General features: G+C 40.0%; 16 protein-coding genes. 6 read left to right on the top strand and 10 right to left on the bottom strand.

The genetic code is table 11. The features are described 5' to 3' along the window. Window position 1: 1 nt before the first annotated feature. Entirely contained in the window at window positions 2-922 is a 921-nt protein-coding gene (urtB, locus tag AC1M9P_RS05130) for an urea ABC transporter permease subunit UrtB (RefSeq protein ID WP_035264743.1), read from the bottom strand. Between the two features lie 79 nt (window positions 923-1001). Further along, window positions 1002-2240 (bottom strand): urea ABC transporter substrate-binding protein, encoded by a 1239-nt coding sequence (gene urtA / locus AC1M9P_RS05125; RefSeq protein ID WP_179999684.1) that lies wholly within the window; start codon window positions 2238-2240, stop codon window positions 1002-1004. Window positions 2241-2442: 202 nt separating this feature from the next. Between urtA and AC1M9P_RS05120 the strand changes: the two genes are divergently transcribed. The 3 genes from AC1M9P_RS05120 to AC1M9P_RS05110 all read left to right on the top strand — a co-directional run bounded on the left by AC1M9P_RS05120 (window position 2443) and on the right by AC1M9P_RS05110 (window position 7353). Beyond that, entirely contained in the window at window positions 2443-5919 is a 3477-nt protein-coding gene (locus AC1M9P_RS05120; protein ID WP_481586964.1) for a hybrid sensor histidine kinase/response regulator, read from the top strand. A 3-nt stretch (window positions 5920-5922) separates the two neighbouring features. Beyond that, window positions 5923-6843, top strand: a complete 921-nt coding sequence (locus AC1M9P_RS05115; RefSeq protein ID WP_481586898.1) for a response regulator — start codon at window positions 5923-5925, stop codon at window positions 6841-6843. 108 nt (window positions 6844-6951) lie between these two features. Beyond that, entirely contained in the window at window positions 6952-7353 is a 402-nt protein-coding gene (locus AC1M9P_RS05110) for a nuclear transport factor 2 family protein (RefSeq protein WP_218945362.1), read from the top strand. Between the two features lie 68 nt (window positions 7354-7421). Here AC1M9P_RS05110 and AC1M9P_RS05105 read toward each other — a convergent pair whose 3' ends face one another. Together AC1M9P_RS05105 and alc are read right to left on the bottom strand one after the other, a co-directional pair. After that, complete coding sequence (locus AC1M9P_RS05105; RefSeq protein WP_481586897.1) at window positions 7422-7919, bottom strand: ureidoglycolate lyase; 498 nt, start codon at window positions 7917-7919, stop codon at window positions 7422-7424. Window positions 7920-8012: 93 nt separating this feature from the next. Next, window positions 8013-9020 carry an allantoicase gene (gene alc, locus AC1M9P_RS05100; protein ID WP_481586896.1) on the bottom strand — a complete coding sequence of 336 codons (1008 nt, stop codon included), beginning with the start codon at window positions 9018-9020 and terminating at the stop codon, window positions 8013-8015. Between the two features lie 212 nt (window positions 9021-9232). On the opposite strand from alc, the gene hpxO reads away from it, so the two are divergent. After that, complete coding sequence (gene hpxO / locus AC1M9P_RS05095) at window positions 9233-10390, top strand: FAD-dependent urate hydroxylase HpxO (protein ID WP_481586895.1); 1158 nt, start codon at window positions 9233-9235, stop codon at window positions 10388-10390. Between the two features lie 32 nt (window positions 10391-10422). On the opposite strand, the gene AC1M9P_RS05090 is transcribed toward hpxO, so the two are convergent. The 6 genes from AC1M9P_RS05090 to puuE all read right to left on the bottom strand — a co-directional run bounded on the left by AC1M9P_RS05090 (window position 10423) and on the right by puuE (window position 15211). After that, window positions 10423-10929, bottom strand: a complete 507-nt coding sequence (locus AC1M9P_RS05090; RefSeq protein ID WP_179999697.1) for a GNAT family N-acetyltransferase — start codon at window positions 10927-10929, stop codon at window positions 10423-10425. 95 nt (window positions 10930-11024) lie between these two features. Then, window positions 11025-11774, bottom strand: a complete 750-nt coding sequence (locus AC1M9P_RS05085; protein ID WP_035264928.1) for an outer membrane protein OmpK — start codon at window positions 11772-11774, stop codon at window positions 11025-11027. A gap of 122 nt (window positions 11775-11896) precedes the next feature. Further along, window positions 11897-13255 (bottom strand): nucleobase:cation symporter-2 family protein, encoded by a 1359-nt coding sequence (locus AC1M9P_RS05080; protein WP_481586894.1) that lies wholly within the window; start codon window positions 13253-13255, stop codon window positions 11897-11899. 34 nt (window positions 13256-13289) lie between these two features. Then, complete coding sequence (gene uraH, locus AC1M9P_RS05075) at window positions 13290-13616, bottom strand: hydroxyisourate hydrolase (RefSeq protein WP_481586893.1); 327 nt, start codon at window positions 13614-13616, stop codon at window positions 13290-13292. Next, window positions 13613-14116 (bottom strand): 2-oxo-4-hydroxy-4-carboxy-5-ureidoimidazoline decarboxylase, encoded by a 504-nt coding sequence (uraD, locus tag AC1M9P_RS05070; protein WP_481586892.1) that lies wholly within the window; start codon window positions 14114-14116, stop codon window positions 13613-13615. The genes uraH and uraD overlap by 4 nt, the downstream gene beginning before the upstream one ends. Window positions 14117-14248: 132 nt before the next feature. Next, window positions 14249-15211, bottom strand: coding sequence for an allantoinase PuuE (gene puuE / locus AC1M9P_RS05065; RefSeq protein ID WP_481586891.1), 963 nt, complete (start codon window positions 15209-15211; stop codon window positions 14249-14251). Between the two features lie 240 nt (window positions 15212-15451). Here puuE and AC1M9P_RS05060 point away from each other — a divergent pair, with 240 nt between their 5' ends. Both AC1M9P_RS05060 and AC1M9P_RS05055 read left to right on the top strand, forming a co-directional pair. Continuing rightward, window positions 15452-15811 (top strand): HPF/RaiA family ribosome-associated protein, encoded by a 360-nt coding sequence (locus AC1M9P_RS05060; protein WP_035264715.1) that lies wholly within the window; start codon window positions 15452-15454, stop codon window positions 15809-15811. A 125-nt stretch (window positions 15812-15936) separates the two neighbouring features. Then, window positions 15937-16479 carry an ankyrin repeat domain-containing protein gene (locus AC1M9P_RS05055; RefSeq protein ID WP_035264700.1) on the top strand — a complete coding sequence of 181 codons (543 nt, stop codon included), beginning with the start codon at window positions 15937-15939 and terminating at the stop codon, window positions 16477-16479. The last annotated feature ends 5 nt before the right edge of the window (window positions 16480-16484 follow it).

The following is a 16484-nucleotide window of genomic DNA, read 5'->3' as shown; positions in this document are numbered from 1 at the left end:
CCTATTTACGAACTTTGATTGAGAACAAACCTTGAGGACGTAACATCAAAATGATGATGACCGTCGCTAAGGTAATGACTTTGGCAACAGAGCCTGAAAGGAAGAACTCTAGGATTGATTGGGCTTGTGCAATACTGAAAGCCGAAGCGATAGTGCCTAATAGACTTGCAGCTCCACCAAACACCACAACCAAGAACGTGTCTACGATATAGAGAGAGCCTGCAGTTGGACCAGTTGAGCCAATTGTCGTAAACGCCGCACCAGCAATACCTGCCAAACCACAACCTAACGCGAATGTTAGACTGTCCACACGCTTTGTATTAATACCAACGGCACCACTCATGAAACGGTTTTGGTTTGTCGCACGAAGCTGTAAGCCCCAGCGAGAACGATAAATAAGGAAATAGACGAAAGCAGTCACGGTGAGTGTGACACCGACAAGGAATAAGCCATTAATAGGAATATCAATCGTCTCTGTCGGTTGATAAGAGCCCATAAGCCAATCAGGTAGTGTTGGACTCACTTCTTTGGGACCAAATGTAGAGCGAAACACTTGTTGCATGATTAAGCTCAAGCCCCAAGTTGCAAGCAAAGTATCGAGTGGCCGCTGATAAAGCCGACTAATCATGAGCCGTTCGACCATATAGCCGATAATGCCTGCTGTCAGAAAAGCTGCCACAATCGCTACAATAAAATAATAAGGAAGCAACTGAGGAAAATAGCTTTCAGTCAGGGTTGAAATGACAAATGTGGTATACGCGCCTATTGTGAGGAATTCACCATGTGCCATATTGATGACACCCATTTGCCCAAAAATAATTGCAAGGCCCAGTGCCATTAACAACAGCACACAGAAAACAGAAAGACCATTAAAGCCTTGCATCGCAAATATTGCACCGAAGTCAGCTAAAGATAAATCCATCGCCTCATCCTCCAAGCTTTAAATAATAGGTTTGAAATGAAAAGATCAGGAGAGGGCTCTCCTGATCATGTGCTGTCGATTAGTAGCCTTTAGGGAACGGATTAGGCTTGATTAAACCTTTTGATTCGTAGACCACTTTGAATTGACCATTGGTTTGCACTTGTGCAATACGTGATTTGCTCCATAAATGATGATTGGCATCAATTTTCACGTAACCTTCAGGCGCATTTTTCATTTCGATGCCTGGAGAGGCTTTGGTAACTTTGGCAACATCAAAACTACCAGCTTTTTCAACTGCGGCTTTCCATAACCACGGACCAAGATAAGCGGCTTGAGTCACATCACCAATTACTGCTTTAGGACCGTATTTCGCTTTAAATGCTTTTACGAAAGCTGCGTTACTTGGATTATTTAGACTTTGGAAATATTTCATTGAAGAGTAGAAGCCCTTCATATTTTCGCCACCAATCCCCAGTAATTCATCTTCTGTCACAGAGAAGGTGAGCAGTGTTTGCTTATCGCCAGTCACGCCTGCAGCTTTCATTTGCTTATAGAAGGAAACGTTTGATCCACCCACCACGGCAGCAACAATTGCATCTGGTTTACGAAGTTTGGTTTTGTTAATTAAAGAACCAAATTGCGTATGTCCAAGCGGGTAGTATTCTTCACCGACGACTTTACCTTTCAACACTTTTTCAATGTGTGTACGGGCAATTTTCATGGTTGTACGTGGCCAAATATAGTCAGAACCGATTAAATAGAATGTTTTGGCTTTTTTCTCACGTGCAAGCCAATTCAGAGACTCAAGCACCTGTTGTGTAGCTTCTTGACCGGTATAAATCACATTTTTAGATTGTTCTAGACCTTCATAGAATGTTGGGTAATACAGAAGTGAATTATTTCGTTCAATAATAGGTAATACGGCTTTACGAGAAGCTGAAGTCCAGCAACCAAAAATTGCTGCAACACGATCCTTTTCAGTTAATTTTCGGGCTTTCTCAGCGAAAGTTGGCCAGTCAGATGCACCATCTTCTTGAACAATTTTAATCTGACGACCTAATACACCACCTTGTTTGTTGATCTGCTCAATGGCTAAGCGTTCTGCTTGGATGGCCCCTGTTTCAGAGATTGCCATCGTTCCTGTCGCTGAATGAAGCTGACCGACATAGACGAATTTATCATTTACGTTAAGTTTGGTTGTATTTACTTTTGCTGTCGCTGGAGCACTCGCAGTGGTCAAGACAGGTGCCAGTAAAAAAGGAACAGCGAGTAGTCCTGCGAGTAAGCCAGATGTTTTAACTTTAGATTTTAAGGTCATTGGTGTTCCCCTGATGAAGTGGATAAGGCCATTGCGCGATTTATTGTTTGCGCTTGATATGGACTTAAGCCTAAGGGGTGTTAAAAAATGAGCATATACGTCACTTTACGTATATCGATGTTCCTCAAAATGTTTTTTGATGAAATTTAAGCTGGGCATAGATTTTGCTAACTGTAAGGGTCTATTTAAATTGCCTAGCTTTATGGTTTCATCTAGCAATACTCCTCAAGCACCGCAACGGGTGATTCATACACGCCGTAAATACAATACTTGGGTGGTTGATGAGAGTATTGAAGACTATGCACTACGCTACGCACCGAGGTCAGTAAGACGGTGGTCCCTTTGGACGGTGACCAATACAGCGCTTGCAGCAGTCAGTTTTCTAGCGATGGAAGCGCTTGGTGCAACCATGTTATGGCAATACGGATTTAGCAATGCATTCTGGGCCTTAGTGGTTGTTTCAATCATTATCTTTTTGACCAGTTGGCCTATTGGATATTACGCGGCCAAATACAATGTTGATATTGACCTACTTACACGGGGCGCAGGCTTTGGCTATATCGGCTCATCTATAACTTCAGTCATTTACGCCAGTTTTACTTTCATCTTCTTTGCTTTTGAAGCCGCTATCATGGCTTTGGCGCTTGAGCTTGGTTTAGGTGTGCCGCTGAGTCTAGGTTATTTAATTTCTGCGCTTATTATTCTGCCCCTAGTGATCAAAGGCATAGGGTTTATTAATAAAGTACAAGCATTTACCCAACCATTATGGATTTTTTTATTATTACTACCATGGTGCTTTGTTTTGGTGAAGCATCCGACTCTGCTCTCTGAAGTTGCCCTAATAGAAGGCGCGCAAAGTCGAAGTGCAGGATTCAATTTGGCTTTTTTTGGCGCATCTTGCACTGTTTTGTTTGCGCTGATTACGCAGATTGGTGAACAAGCTGATTATTTAAGATTTTTACCAGACAAAAAACATGCTCAAAAGAAATGGAATTGGGCGGTATTTTTAGGCGGTCCTGCATGGATATTGGTGGGATTCATTAAAATTTTTATGGGCATGATTTTAATGGTACTCGCCCTTAAATTTATGGTGCCGAATCATGAATTAAGCAATCCGAATTATCTATATTGGATCGCCTACCAACAAGTGATTGAGCATCCTGGTACTGCATTATTTCTTACAGTCATGTTTGTGTGTATCGCACAGTTAAAGATCAACGTAACCAACGCTTATGCTGGCTCATTGGCGTGGTCTAATTTCTTTGCACGCTTAACACACAGTCATCCCGGACGTGTGGTCTGGTTAGTGTTCAATATTTTTATTGCGCTATTGTTGATGGAGCTAGGCGTCATCCATGCGGTGGAGCGTGTATTAGGGCTTTATAGTAATGTGGCCTTGGCATGGGTGGGTGCCGTCGTTGCTGATCTCGTCATTTGTAAGCCATTGGGGCTGAGCCCGAAAGGAATTGAATTTAGGCGTGCTTACCTCTATGACATTAATCCAGTCGGTGTTGGCAGTTTATGTATTGCATCCTTATTGTCGATTTTATGCTATTGGGGATTATTTGGTGATATCGCAAAATCCTTAGCAGGATTTATTGCTTTAGGTTCAGCCATCGTCTGTGTCCCAATGCTTGCTTATTTTACTCGTGGCAAATACTACATCGCACGTCATGAAGATAAATCATTAAAACCAATAGAGACACAACGATGTGTGGTTTGTGAGCATGAGTATGAAACAGCTGACATGGCGACTTGTCCTGCTTATAACAATATTATTTGTTCTTTGTGCTGTACCTTAGAAGCTCGTTGCCATGATTTATGTAAGCCTCATGCACGGTGGTCTGCACAACTTAAGCATTTTGCAGTTTGGTTTCTACCGCGCCAATGGTTGAGATACATCAATACTAGATTGAGTCTTTATATTTTGATGATCTTTGTTCTGAGTGTGGTATTGGCAGTCAGTTTAAGTCTGGTTTATTTACAAGAACTGAGTAAATTCGGCACAGTATTTGGATCAACTCAACAGCATGAGTTGCTGATGCTATTTGTGAAAATTTATGCCGTATTATTTTTACTGTTATGTGTTGCAGCATGGTGGTTGGTACTCAATGATGAAAGTCGCCGACAAGCTCAGCTTGAAAGTAATATGCAAACACAACTGCTCATGGACGAAATTGAAGCGCATAAAATTACAGATCGGCAATTACAAGATGCACGAACTCAAGCTGAAAAAGCCAATGAGGCCAAAAGTCGTTATGTTGTTGGGATTAGTCATGAACTGAGAACACCTCTAAATAGTATTTTAGGATATAGCCAGTTACTCAATAAACAAGAACAACTTTCTGAACAAGGAAAAGCTGCGCTGGGCGTGATTCGTCGTAGTGGGCAGCATTTAACGTCCTTGATTGATGGTTTACTTGATCTTGCAAGGATTGAAACAGGTAAAATTTCTTTAGAAATGTCGAATATTGAATTTCCGAATTTTCTCCAACAAATCGTGAATATGTTTGAGCCACAATTCCAACAAAAACAACTGAAATTTACGGTCGAAATTAGTGAAAAAATACCACAATACGTGCGTATAGATAAAAAAAGACTTGAACAGATCCTTATCAATTTAATGGGAAATGCTTTGAAATTTACGCTCGAAGGAGAGGTGAAATTTCGAGTAGATTATCGCTTTCAGACGGCATATTTTGAAATTCATGATACGGGATGCGGGATTGCTGAAGAAGATCTAGAGCGAATATTCCAGCCTTTTGAGCGCGGACAAAATGTCGTACAAGGGAGCTTTGCAGGAACAGGTTTGGGTTTACCAATTGTTAAACTATTGGTGGATATTCTCGGTGGGGAGCTAAAGGTAAGCAGTGCGTTAAAAAACGGTTCAATTTTTAAAATAAAACTATATTTACCTTCAAAGTCGGTCATTCATCCCATTGCTGATGTCGCATCGAATACAGTATCTGGCTATATGGGACATCGCCGTAAAATATTGGTCGTAGACAATGAAGCAACTGATCGTGGACTAGTTTTAAACTTCCTTAAACCTCTCGGCTTTATTCTTGAAGAAGCAGAATCGGGATTGCAATGTCTAAGAAAAGTCCCTGAGTTTCGACCAGATTTAATTTTGATGGATTTGAGTATGCCATTGATGGGAGGGTGGGAAACTGCGAAATTATTGAGAAATAATAAAATGACCAACGTTCCCATCATCATTATTTCCGCAGATGCCAATGAACGAATGCAGAATCCTGAAACCGATGTATTGAATGAAGACTTTCTGGTCAAACCCGTGGACTTAAATCTGCTACTGAACAAGATTGGAGATAAATTAGGCTTAAACTGGCTTCATCAGAATGAGCCGAATCAAGCCGCAGAAGAACCTCAAAAACAGGTTGAACCCTTACACCATGATGGCAACGCTTTATCTGTCAGCGTGATTGATGAGGATGATGTAGCACCAGAACAAGCGCTAATCAAACTAGAAGATTATTTGAGTATTGGTTATATCCGTGGAGCCAAAGAGATGCTCGAAATTTGCAAGAAACTCAATGTCTGTGATCCTTCTATATGGCAGCACATAGAATTTGATATTCAACGCTTCGATACCCAACGTGCATTACAACGATTATACGAGCACCTATCTGATATCAGATCTGATTTGGAAGGGAGTTAAGCTATGTTAGAAAGTATCTTAATTGTGGATGATATTCCTGAAAATCTAAGTTTATTACATGAGAGTCTTGATCAAGCCGGCTATCAGGTCTTAGTTGCCACTAATGGTTTTACTGCTATTGAAATTGCGCACCGTTCACAGCCAGATATGATTTTATTGGATGGGAGTATGCCTGAGATTGATGGTTTTGAAACCTGTATCCAGCTTAAAGCGAGTCCAATGACTGAGCACATCCCTGTCATATTTATGACGGGTTTGACGGAAACCGAACATATTGTAAAAGGCTTTCAAGTTGGGGGCGTAGATTATGTGACAAAGCCACTGAATATCGATGAAGTACAAGCACGTGTCAAAACGCATTTACTGCAAGCCCGTTTAATGCACCAACAGAAACAAATGCTCGATGCAACAGGCAGTGCAATTTTGTCGATGAATATGGATGGGGAAATTATTTGGCAGACACCTGTAGTGCAAGGTTTATTAACGCAACATGGAATTGATATTGCTCATTTTAGAAAGAGTATAAATCAGTGGTTAAAAGCACTTTTCCAGCAATCGTATCAAGAAGAAATGCTACATGGTCAATATGGTCATGGGCATCAGCAATTACAATTAAATTTATTGACCAAGCTGAAAGAAGGACAATTACCTAAACATGTTTTGGTTCAGATCAAAGAGCAAACACACATGCCAAGTGTTGAAGAGATCGCTCAAGCTTGTCCGAATTTAACACCACGTGAAGCTGAAGTTATGCATTGGGTAACACTTGGCAAAACCAACCGAGATATTGCAGAAATTTTGGAGTTGAGTCCACGCACCGTCAATAAACATTTAGAGCACGTTTTTGAGAAGCTGTTTGTGGAAACGAGAACTGCTGCGGTGTTACATGTGATGTCAGCTTGTCAAAATCAAGCAGTCGTATAGAACTCATCGTTTCTAGCAAAATCTTTAAATCGCTATACCAGCTGATAGTGATCTTTCACTCTCCCTTCATTAACCTCTTTTTATCCTAAGATAAAAAGAGTAAATAAAATGAGTATGATCAATTCACTTCAAATCATAGACCAAATGTTTGAGGCATTTAGGTCTCAAGATTTACAGGCTGCTGTTGCAACAGTAACTGAGGATACGGTATGGATTCACCATGGCTCACAAAAACTGCCATCAATTCGATTTGAAGGAAAAACGGGTGTAGAACAGTTCTTCAATACCAATTTCACAACCATGCATGTCGCATACTTTGATATTTTACGTATGGTCAAAGAAGGTAACAAAGTGGTGGTTTTTGGACGCGAAAAATTTACGATTGATGGTCAAGATGGTGAATTTGAGCAAAAATGGGTACAAGAGTACACCATTGAAAATGGACTGATTTCAAGAATGGAAGAATATGCGACATCGGTGAATGACAATGATTACCTAGTTGTAAAATAATAGTCAAAGATGGACATAAAATTAGATGGTCTCATGATCTGTATAACTGAGATGCATAAGCACCAGATTCAATGTGATATTTCAATTTGATCAAACTTAAACACATCACAATTAGGTCCACTGCCAATCCGATCCACCACCGCAAAATCACTCGGGCTTTCCAATGTTAAAAGTGGATGATGCCAAGTCCCTGCCCGATAGTTCACACCTTGAGAGCCATTGGTTATAAAAGCTTGTAGGTTTGAAATATCGGGCTGATTCGCATTTAAGACTGGTGCAACCACTATTAAAAACTTTTGTCCCTGCATCGGGATAAAAGCTTGTGATCCATGAGGATGACGTTCAAGCATCGAAATTTTGAACGGAATATTGGTACTTTGAATATTTCGAAAAATACTAATCCCGGCTTTGGCATCGCCAATAATTTCAGTGGTTACTAAAGCATGATAGCGCTCTGTATGCGCATCGTTAATATGAAAATAATCATTTCCTTGGCAAGCAATGACGTCACCAAAAGGTGCAAAATTTTCGGAGGTTAAAGGTTGTAGGGTAATGGTATGCATCATAAAAATTCTCTGAAAAGAAACTGCATTTTCAATTTAGAATTGAGTCGAAAATGCAGTCAAAATAAGATCACTTTAAAAGTAACAAATGCTCAACTAAGGATTCACTTTACCCCAGAGGCGTATACGACTAATCCCACCATCAGGAATCATATTTACCCGAATATGAGAAATTTTTTCGTGTCCCAACACTTCATTTACAAAGTTATGAATTTGATCCATTTGCATTGGTTGAGCATCTAATAAGAAAGGCCAAAACATACTTTGTGGAATCAATTGAGGATCCGTTGCATCTTCTATATAAATGGCTTGAATGGACACTTCAGCAGGATAATTTCCTTTAAAGTGGGCTGTATCAATCTCGATCTTTTCAATGTGACCAGCTTGCCCTAAAGCTAAAATACACCAGTCGAAACCGGGTGCACGACGGCGTGCGGTTTCCCAACCATCACCCATATTAACCCCACGTCCTGGATTGATCAGATTACGTGGATGTCCGAAGTGTGCATCACTATAGGCAATAACACGTCCACCATTTTCAAGTGCAAGCAGGTCGAGGGTTTGGCTTTGATCTTGGATTTTAACGCTGACTTCACCATATACGCGGAATCGTGCGATACCCCCATCTGGAAAAATATTTAAACGAAGATGGGTAAAGATCTGATTCATTGAAACTTCAAAGACATGGTGCTGACTTGGTCCCAATATACTATTTGGTAAAATTTGGTGCCATTCAGCATCATCCAAGTTTTCATTTGGTGCATAACACCCTTCTACTGAAGCAGAAGCGGGATAATTACCACTAAAAAAAGTAGTATCAATATCAAGTGCTTTAATTTTACCTGCAACACCTAACTGAACAATCGCCCAATCATAACCACTGTGACGCTTACGACGGGTTTCCCATCCATCCATCCACTTGCCATGATCATCAAATTTACCTTCTACAAAGATAGGCGCATCAAACTGAAGCATACGTTGAGCTTCAGCAAAAAAATCATCAGAACATGTTGTGACTTTTGCACCAATTCGGGCATCTGCAAGGTTAGTAAGTTGCTGTAAATGAGTAGGGATTTCAAATTCCGGTGCCAATAGTGTTGCCATGTCATCTTCCATTATTACTTTAAAACTTGATTCTTATCAAAAGAATGCATTCTTAGAATCATAATGCGTTGTTATGTCGCATCTGCTTAAGGGCTTTAAAAAGAATGCACAGCATGTGCCAACCTTGCACTTATGTAGCGCTATATTGGTGGAAATGGCACGTTTTTCGCTTTAAGCAGTGGGTTAAAGCAAAAAAAATTGTGGAAGTAAAAATGAATATCACCATTATTGGTGCCGGAATGGCAGGATTAACGACCGGAATTGCGCTGAAAAAATTTGGTCATCAAGTTTCAATATATGAACAAACTGAAAAAATTTTACCCGTGGGTGCTGCGATTTCATTGTGGTCAAATGGTGTGAAATGTTTGAACTATCTAGGACTCACGGATCAAGTCGCTCAACTTGGTGGGAAAATGGATCACCTTGCTTATGTCGATGGGCTCACGGGTGATGTCATGACGCAATTTAGTTTATATCCATTGATTGAAGAAGTCGGGCAGCGACCTTATCCAGTTTCTCGTGCTGAATTACAAAATATGTTAATGGATGAGTTTGGACGTGAAGATATTCATCTTGCAAAAAAAATGATCGGACTTGAGGATCAAGGTGATGACGTCAAAATCCATTTTGCTGACGGAACACAAATAACCACGGATTTATTGGTCGGCGCGGATGGCACTCATTCGATCACGCGTGCCTATGTTTTAGGTGAGCAAGTTGAGCGTCGTTATGCCGGTTATGTGAATTGGAATGGGTTGGTCGAAATTTCTGAGTCGCTGGCACCTGCTGATCAGTGGACCACCTTTGTGGGAGAAGGGAAGCGAGCTTCTTTAATGCCAGTCGCAGGTAATCGTTTTTATTTCTTCTTTGATGTACCACTTGAATTAGGTTTGGAAAATAATCGTAATCAATATAAAAAATTATTGAAACAATATTTTGACGGTTGGTGTCCGCAAGTACAAACTTTGATTGATGCTATTGATGAACAGCGAACCAATCGTGTTGAAATCCATGATATAGAACCATTTGCAGATTTCTATAAAGGGCGAGTTGTGATTGTTGGCGATGCAGCACATAGTACAACACCTGATATTGGGCAGGGCGGTTGCCAAGCGATGGAAGATGCCATTTATTTGGCTCGGGCATTACAGATTAATACATTGGGAATTCAGGATGCGTTAAGACGTTATCAAAACAAACGTAATGAACGCACTGCTGAAATGGTATTGAGAGCGCGTAAACGTTGTGATGTGACGCATATGAAAGACGAATCGATTACTCGTGAATGGTATGAGGACTTAAGAAAAGAACAAGGACCTCATATTATGAAAGGTATTATCAGTAATATTGTTGGAAATCCTTTGGATTAAGAGATTTTAACTAAAAGGGCTAAATGCCCTTTTTAAGTATTTAGATTCAGTTGGAATAAGACGAGATTGCGCCAAGATCCAAATTTTTGTCCGACTTCTGGTAAATAGCCTGTTTGTTTAAATCCAAAGTATTCATGTAATTTGATGGATGCAAAATTTTCATGATCTATAGCAGCGATCATGACATGAATTTTATGTTGGCTTGCGTGTTGAATTAAATGTTGGAGTAAAGCTTTGCCTAAACCCAAACGTGTAAAATTGGGATGAATATACACAGAGTGTTCGACAGTTTGTCTAAAACCACTGATCGCTCTAAATGTACTATATTCAGCATAACCTGCAATTTGTTGGGTGAGTTCGTTTTCAACCACAAAAATAGGGAAATGATCTATTAGATGCTGACGATACCAATTCTGATAATAATAAATGTCTTGATCTTGCTCATTCCATGTTGCAAAACCATTCAGAATTTCATCGTTGTAAATATCTTGGATTTGAGTTAAATCCTGTTCAGTTGCGAAACGAATTTTAAAAGACATTTTTTATTCTAATCGTCAGTATTTATAACTTTATTTTGATTATTGAGCATAAAAAAAGCAAGACACTAGTCTTGCTTTTTTATTATAAATATCAATTAGAAATGATATTTAACCAATGCGCTTACATCGTTTTGGTCTTGACCTTTTTGACCGAATTTATTGTTCCAAACAGAGTGTTCAACACCTACATACAATTTGGTTTTTGGAGAGATATGTTTACCAACATTCCATTTATATTGGCTTGTCCAGTTCAATTCACTCGCATGACCAGGACCTTCATTTGTAGACCAATCAAGGAATGCATCTGCCAAGAATTCTTCATTGCCTAGCTTGAATGGAACAGCGTAAGTGATCGTCATTTGGTAGTCATCTTCAGTCAAGTCATTGTCAACTCGATAGAAGTTAATATTTGCATATTGCGTGTAAGGAATATCTAAAGCAAAGCCTACGCCATACAAGAAGTTATTGAACTCAGTATTGTTGTTATAACCAGCGTTGTGTTCCCAAGTCGTTGCAATCAATACATCTTTGATTGGACCAGCGCTTAGTTTTTGGCCAGAAACTTCACTTAAACTTAATCGTGGAGCTAATTCAAGGTAAGTTGAATCGCCATCTTTTCCGCCCCATTGTTGATCGACGAAAAAGAAAACATCCGAGTACTTAAGCTTTGCAGCATATTCAGCAGTGATGGTATAGCGTTCACCTTCTTGTTGAGAGAAAGGGTTTAGGTAGTTATCGCCATAAAGACCAGTTAGGCTGAAATCTTGCCAAACAATTGGACTTGCTTGAGTAAACGCTGCTGTAGAAGCTAATGCGCAAAGTGCTGCGATTTGATTAAGTTTCATAAAAGAATCCCCAGAGAAAGCGGTAACAGAATAACGATTCTTTTGCAAAAATAAAGCCAAAAGTGGATGAAAGGAAAAATTAATGCCCACGTATGCAGGCATTGATACAAAGATGGTTTAAATTAATGATGAGAATCAATTATTTGTTTACTTTTAATACTAATTTTCGGTCCAAATAATTTTAAGTGATTAAATAATATATTGAGGACTATCGCCATTAAGCAGGTTGAGCTAATACCCGAATGGAACAAGGTTTGGACCCATTTTGGGAAGTCGGAATAGAACGAATGGTCAATAATGGGTACCATTCCTGCAGCAATTGAAGTCGCGACAATAATTAAGTTTTTCTGATCGTTATAATCAATTTTTGCCAGTGTACGGATACCACTCGCGGCTACTGTACCAAATAAAACAAGGCCAGCACCCCCAAGTACAGGGACAGGAATCGCTGCAATAAAACGCCCCATTACTGGGAGTAATCCAAGTACGACCAGAATTATCCCGCCAGCAGCGACAACATAGCGACTTTTAATCCCTGTTATTGCAACTAAACCAACGTTTTGCGCAAACGCACTTTGCATAAATGAACCAAAGATCGGTGCTGCTGCACTTGATAACATATCTGCGCGTAGACCATCTGAAATACGCTTTGAATCTACATCGGTACCGATAATTTCACCGACTGCAATAATATCAGCTGTAGTCTCAGTCATAATCACGAGGGTAACAATGATCATGGAAAGTATTGCTGTAAACTCAAAGGTCGGCATACCAAATGCAAAGAAGCTAGGAACCTGTAACCAATGACCTTCCCCAACTTTGCTAAAATCACCAAAGCCAAACATAAATGCTAAGACAGTGCCAAGAATAATTGCCAGTAAAATTGAAAGGCGTCGAATTGTGGCACTGCCAGCCATATTCAATATTATGACGATTGCAAGCGTCGCTAACGCTAAACAAATATTTTCAGCACTTCCCCAATCAGGGGCACTTTTATTGCCGCCCATCATCCAACGCACAGCAACTGGCAGGAGTGATAAGCCTATGATTGTAATTACACAGCCTGTAACAACTGGGGGAAAAAATCGAATAATTTTAGAGAAGTAGGGCGCTAAGAAAAAACCTAAAAGTGATGCCACAATGACGGCACCATAGACTGCCTGTAATCCGCCACCTGTGGTGACAATTGCGACCATTGTGGCTACACCAGCAAAAGAAACACCCTGAACCAAGGGCAATTGTGCGCCAATATGTTTAACGCCTATGGTTTGTAAAATTGTCGCTAAGCCACCGACAAATAAAGCAGCAGCGATGAGTAGCCCAATTTCCATACCTGATAAGCCTGCAGCCGTACCCACGATCAGAGGAGGCGCTATAATACCACCATACATGGTTAAAACATGTTGTAAGCCATAAGCAGCACTTTTACCAGCACCAAGATATTCATGTTCGGGTGATTGTTGTTGTTCGTGTGCAGTCATAATAAATCCCTCTATATTTTAAATTTGCGAGTGCTCAGCTGCCACGATAGGTGGAGTAGGCATAAGGGCTAATGAGCAAGGGAATGTGATAATGTTGGTGAGCATCGGTTACTGAAAAATGAATGACGGCTTTTGGAAAAAAAGTTGGGATGTTCTGCGCTGAGAAATAAGCTTGCGTCATAAATTCGATGCTGTATTCAGCGACATCAATTTGATCGAGTCCAAAATCTGCTGCTGTCACACGTCCATCAGAATTGGTTTTGGCTACCGCTAATAACTCTCCAGACGCAGAAAAAAGCTTAACTTCAACACTACTTGCAGGACGTCCAAGGTGGGTATCTAAAATATGTGAGCTGATCATGCTTGAATTTCCTGTGAGAGGCGCAGTAAAGCAATTTCTAAAAGTTGGCGATGGACGATTCTTTTTTCAGTCTCAAAATCGTTTAGCAAGCGGTATTCCAATGCAGTCAGAATGTCTTCGCTATTTAAACCAGAAGCTTTAATCAGAAAAATAAAACCGAATTTTTTTTCATAGGCCAAGTTGCCTTTATATAACGCATCTAGAACTTCTTGATCATGTGTGATGCGTGCTTGTTCACGCCTTGAAAAAGTTTGTTCTTGTTCTGATAATTCAAGTTTTGCTTTTCTTTCGCCAATCCTTGGGTGTGTATTTAGGGCTGCTAAAATTTCATCCCATGTCCATGTAATGGCATGTTGTTCAGCACACTTTAATAGTCCTTCTCGTGTGTCAAAAGGACCGTGATGAATGATTTCCTCGCCCCATCGTGGGATATGAACACATTGCAATAAAAATGCTTTCTGATGTTCAACAGATGTTTGATTAAATTCTGAAAGCAACACAATTCAAACCTATACATTGAAACTTTAGGCTTAAATTGCAATAACAATGCCAACGTAGATTTGGTGGAAAAAGTGACTGAAAAAGATCAAAAGAGCACTTTATAAAGCACTCTTTTTCTCATGAATGTGAAATTATGGTGCGAAATGATCGATCCAATGTTGCGCAATATCTCCACGACGACAAATCCAAACATGTTCATGAGATTGAACATAGTCTAAGAACTGTTGTAGTGCCTTGAAGCGTCCTGGGCGTCCTAAAAGACGGCAGTGCATCCCAATAGACATCATTTTTGGTGCAGTTTCCCCTTCGGCATACAAGACATCAAAGGCATCCTTTAGATATTGATAAAATTGTTCACCATGATTGAAGCCACCTGTTGAACTAAACTTCATGTCGTTGGTGTCCAGAGTATAAGGAATAATTAAATGCGGATGCTGCTCGCCATTGGGATGGGTGAGCTGTGTCCAAAAAGGTAAATCATCGCCGTAATAATCACAGTCGTATTTGATTTGAGGAAATTCAGTTAAAAGTTGACGTGTGTTGGGACTATCTCGACCTGTGTACCAACCGATTGGGGCTTGTCCGAATAGCGTTTCAAGTACACTAATGGCTTGATCCATATGCTGCCTTTCGGTCTCAATATCCATATTCTGATAATGCAACCAACGTTGACCATGAGATACCACATCGTAATCCGCAGATTTAATTGCTTCGACCACATCTGGATGACGTGCCAAAGCCATTCCCACACCAAAAATAGTCATGGGTAATTGACGTTTCTTGAACTCATTATGAATACGCCAAAAACCGACTCTTGACCCATACTCATACATAGAATCCATTGACATATGCTTAGCATTAAAACTGGCAGCACCAACGATTTCAGATAAAAATTGCTCTGAACCTTGATCACCGTGCTCAATGTGGTTTTCACCACCTTCTTCATAATTTAAGACAAATTGCACTGCGATACGCGCTTGATTAGGCCAACAAGGATGAGGTGGATTCGCCCCATAACCTCTTAAGTCTCTGGAATAAGGTGCATTTTGAATCGAATCAATAAGCGCCTGTCCGCGTAAGTAAGTACTTGTCACAATGAGTAATCCTTTTATTAATTTTTTAAAATACCACTTGCATATTTTTGAGTTAGGCCCGATATTCAAAGTATAAGGACACGGTTCTGCAGACTCAAAAGTGTTCATCATTCAATGTGGAGGGACGTATTCCAAACAGCAATTGAATATGTTCGATGCAATTAGATTGCAAGCTACAAACGTGCCAAGATAAAAAGTTTTGCACAAAAATGATTCAGAAGAAGAGTGAGGATGATATTTATGAACATAGAAATCCGTACAGATAAGAATATTCAAAACAGTGAGCGATTAATTGATTATGTACGTGCAGAACTAAATACAGAGTTTCAACGCCATAGTGAAAGAATTACCCATTTTTCGGTTCATTTAAGTGATGAAAATGCCCATAAAGGCGGTGCAGACGATATTCAATGTATGATCGAAGCTCGCCCAGCTGGATTAAAGCCAGTCGTGGTCAATCACAGAGGTCATAATATTGACACAGCGATTCATGGTGCGATCGACCGATTAAAGCGTAGTCTTGAACATGTATTCGAGAAAAAAGAGAACCCTCGTGGAGCGCCCATCCAACTGAAAGAAGATGAAGTGGATGTGGAATAGCAAAAAGCCCTTCGGGGCTTTTTTTTTGAATAAAATTTTGAATGAACAGTTTTGATTTATTTAATTGAATAATGATCTGCATTATTAGGCATAATGTCGTTATAGATAAATAGTAGAGAAAGTAAATGCTAACAGCACATCAACAAGTGTTTTTACAGGCCTTAGAAGAATTAGACCTAGCACAGGTACAGCGCCTGTTAGCAGAAGGTTTAGATCCAAACTTTATCGCAGGAGAGAAAGGCCCTGCGGTTTCTGTGTGGTCAGACACTTTATTTCAATGGTGGGAGGAAATTTGTGAAGCGTATGAGCAAGGAAACGCGCTTTCAACAGAAGAAAAACAACAGAAATTACAAGTACATCTTGATATTTTAGATGCACTGATTGCAGCGAAAGCTAATTTCCATTTATGGGATGCAGAGGAATGTTACGGCCCACTTTGGGATGCTGCAAGTGCTGCTTGTGTACCAGCAGTTCAACGCTTACTTGATCATCAAGTTGATCCTAATACCAAAGATGAAGAGGGGAATACCATTCTGAGTTCAATTAGTGATTTATTTTTCGACTGCGATTTTGATACCATTGATTGGTCACAGGCTTTACCGGAAGAACGTGAGACACTCGAGTTATTACGTAGCCGTGGCGCAAAAATGACGAAAGAATTAAATTAATTTGG

The organism is Acinetobacter sp. 25-47-122 (assembly GCF_056779695.1).
This window is presented reverse-complemented; position numbering and strand designations above follow the sequence as displayed.

Bases quoted from the DNA above. Each gene is read 5' to 3' on its own strand.
- urtB (WP_035264743.1), bottom strand. From the start codon at position 922: ATGGATTTATCTTTAGCTGACTTCGGTGCAATATTTGCGATGCAAGGC.
- urtA (WP_179999684.1), bottom strand. From the start codon at position 2,240: ATGACCTTAAAATCTAAAGTTAAAACATCTGGCTTACTCGCAGGACTA.
- AC1M9P_RS05120 (WP_481586964.1), top strand. From the start codon at position 2,443: ATGGTTTCATCTAGCAATACTCCTCAAGCACCGCAACGGGTGATTCAT.
- AC1M9P_RS05115 (WP_481586898.1), top strand. From the start codon at position 5,923: ATGTTAGAAAGTATCTTAATTGTGGATGATATTCCTGAAAATCTAAGT.
- AC1M9P_RS05110 (WP_218945362.1), top strand. From the start codon at position 6,952: ATGAGTATGATCAATTCACTTCAAATCATAGACCAAATGTTTGAGGCA.
- AC1M9P_RS05105 (WP_481586897.1), bottom strand. From the start codon at position 7,919: ATGATGCATACCATTACCCTACAACCTTTAACCTCCGAAAATTTTGCA.
- alc (WP_481586896.1), bottom strand. From the start codon at position 9,020: ATGGCAACACTATTGGCACCGGAATTTGAAATCCCTACTCATTTACAG.
- hpxO (WP_481586895.1), top strand. From the start codon at position 9,233: ATGAATATCACCATTATTGGTGCCGGAATGGCAGGATTAACGACCGGA.
- AC1M9P_RS05090 (WP_179999697.1), bottom strand. From the start codon at position 10,929: ATGTCTTTTAAAATTCGTTTCGCAACTGAACAGGATTTAACTCAAATC.
- AC1M9P_RS05085 (WP_035264928.1), bottom strand. From the start codon at position 11,774: ATGAAACTTAATCAAATCGCAGCACTTTGCGCATTAGCTTCTACAGCA.
- AC1M9P_RS05080 (WP_481586894.1), bottom strand. From the start codon at position 13,255: ATGACTGCACACGAACAACAACAATCACCCGAACATGAATATCTTGGT.
- uraH (WP_481586893.1), bottom strand. From the start codon at position 13,616: ATGATCAGCTCACATATTTTAGATACCCACCTTGGACGTCCTGCAAGT.
- AC1M9P_RS05060 (WP_035264715.1), top strand. From the start codon at position 15,452: ATGAACATAGAAATCCGTACAGATAAGAATATTCAAAACAGTGAGCGA.
- AC1M9P_RS05055 (WP_035264700.1), top strand. From the start codon at position 15,937: ATGCTAACAGCACATCAACAAGTGTTTTTACAGGCCTTAGAAGAATTA.